2 protein-coding genes are annotated in these 2,213 nt (G+C 73.1%); one reads left to right on the top strand and one right to left on the bottom strand.

Annotated elements, in window-relative coordinates:
• Nucleotides 1-1,668 (top strand): stimulus-sensing domain-containing protein (locus HMPREF0731_RS21425; protein ID WP_007006340.1); only part of this gene is annotated, 1,668 nt, incomplete at its 5' end.
• Between the two features lie 75 nt (nucleotides 1,669-1,743).
• Here the strand turns inward: HMPREF0731_RS21425 and HMPREF0731_RS21420 are convergent.
• On the bottom strand, nucleotides 1,744-2,213 hold a 470-nt coding region (locus HMPREF0731_RS21420), incomplete at its 5' end, for a hypothetical protein (RefSeq protein WP_007006339.1).

Raw genomic sequence — 2,213 nt, 5'->3', positions numbered from 1 at the left:
CCCGCCCCGGCCGCCCAGGCGACGGCCGGGGCGGCGCGGCGGCGCGTCTCGCCGCTGCTGCGGCGCATCCTGCTGCTGAACGTCGTGGCCCCCGCCCTGCTGGCGGCGGCGCTGCTCTATCTCGACCAGTACCAGAACGGGCTGCTGGCGGCGGAGGTGGAGAGCCTGCGCACCCAGGCGCGCATCTATGCCGGCGGCATCGCCGAGGCGGCGGTGCGCATCCAGGACGACCGCGCCGTGCTGGTGCCCGACACCGCCCGGCCGCTGCTGCGCCGGCTGGTGGAGCCCAGCGCCAACACCCAGGCCAAGCTGTTCGACAGCACCGGGCTGCTGGTGGCCGACAGCCGGGTGCGCGAGGGCCAGGGCGGCGCCATCGTCACCGAGCCGCTGCCGGCGCCGGAGCCGCGCGGCGCCTTCGCCGGCACCATCGCCGGGCTGTATGACCGGATCCTCGCGCTGCTGCCGCGCTCGGTCTACGGGCCGCGCAGCGCGGATGACGCGGTGTTCGTCGATGTCGGGCCGGATGCCGGCTCCTTCGACTGGCAGCCGGCGCTGGGTCCCGACCGGCGGGAGGAGCTGCGCCTCGCCCTCGAAGGCGGCGTGCGCCCCTATATCCGCCGCACCAAGGAGGGGCGGCTGCTGGTCTCGGTGGCCGAGCCGGCGCGGCGCGGCAGCCAGAGTGTCGGCATCGTGCTGCTGACGCGCGAGGCGCGCGAGGTGGATGAGCGGCTGCTGGAGATCCGCTCCTCCGTGCTCGGGCTGTTCCTGCTGGCGCTGGTGCTGACGGTGCTGGCCTCCTTCTTCCTGGCGCGCACCATCGCCTCGCCGATCCTGGCGCTGGCCGGGGCGGCGGCGGCCATGCGCCAGGGCAAGGGCCGCGCCGGCTCGGTGCCGCCGGCGCTGCTGCAGCGCGAGGACGAGATCGGCATCCTGGCGCGCGACCTGCAATCCTCGGCCACCGCGCTGTGGGCGCGCATCGACCAGAACGAACGCTTCGCGGCGGATGTGGCGCATGAGTTGCGCAACCCGCTGACCAGCGTGCGCAGCGCCATCGAGACGCTGCGCCGCATCGAGAACCCGGAGCACCAGAAGCGGCTGCTCGGCATCATCGCCGAGGATGCGGTGCGCATGGACCGCCTGATCGCCGACATCGCCGACAGTTCGCGCGTCGATGCCGAGCTGTCGCGCACCGCGTCCGAGCCGGTGGACATCGCGCCGATCCTCTCGGCGCTGGCCGAGCTGCACAACACCACGCGGGACGAGGAGGGTCCGGTGGTGGAGCTGGACATGGCGCCCGGCCCCCTGGTGGTGCGCGGCGTCGAGGGCCGGCTGGTGCAGGTGTTCCGCAACCTGCTGGGCAATGCGATCTCCTTCTCGCCCGAGCGCGGCCGCGTCTGGATGCGGGCGCGGCCCACGGGGGCGATGATGGAGTTCACGGTGGAGGATGAGGGCCCCGGCATCCCCGAGGCCAAGCTGGAGGGCATTTTCGCCCGCTTCTACACCGAGCGTCCGACGGGCGAGCGGTTCGGCCAGCATTCGGGCCTCGGCCTGTCGATCAGCCGGCAGATCGTGGAGGGGCTGGGCGGCCGCATCAGTGCCGAGAACAAGCGCGACGAGGCGGGCCAGGTGACCGGCGCCCGCTTCGTGGTGCGCCTGCCCTTGGGTTGAGCCGGCCGCCAGCGGCGGCCGGCCCTGAGAGAAAAAGAAGGGGTCCAGGGGAATTCCTTCCCCTGGCCTTTTTTCTCAAAGCTCCTTTTCCAGCAGGCTGACCAGCGCCTCGGTGCGCGGGCTGATGTCGTCGACATTGCTGTAGGGCTTCCAGTTGATCGACAGCGCGCCGTCCTCGAAGCTCAGCCCGGCGGCGTAGTTCGAGGCGGGGGCGGTGGCTTCGTCATAGGCGATGCTGATCGAGCTGAGGCCGTTGCGCAGGGCCTCGCGCCCGGCCTCGTCGGCGGCGATGCGGGTGAGGGCCCGCACCAGTGGCTGCACCACCACCTTCCCCAGATAGTCGTCGCTGCCATAGGCCTCCGCCTGGCCGGGCAGGAAGAGGGTGTCGCGGTCCAGCTCCACCACCACCGGGAAACGGGCGGCCGCGCGGATCGCCTGGAGCTGGGCGGGCCAGCGGTCGCGCAGATAGGCCTCGATGGCGCGGCGCTCGGCGAGGTTCGGGCGGCTGGCCGCGTCCTGGGCGCGGGCGGCGCGGCCGGGCAGCA

The sequence above is a fragment of the Pseudoroseomonas cervicalis ATCC 49957 genome (assembly GCF_000164635.1).
Lineage (GTDB): Bacteria > Pseudomonadota > Alphaproteobacteria > Acetobacterales > Acetobacteraceae > Pseudoroseomonas > Pseudoroseomonas cervicalis.
This window is presented reverse-complemented; position numbering and strand designations above follow the sequence as displayed.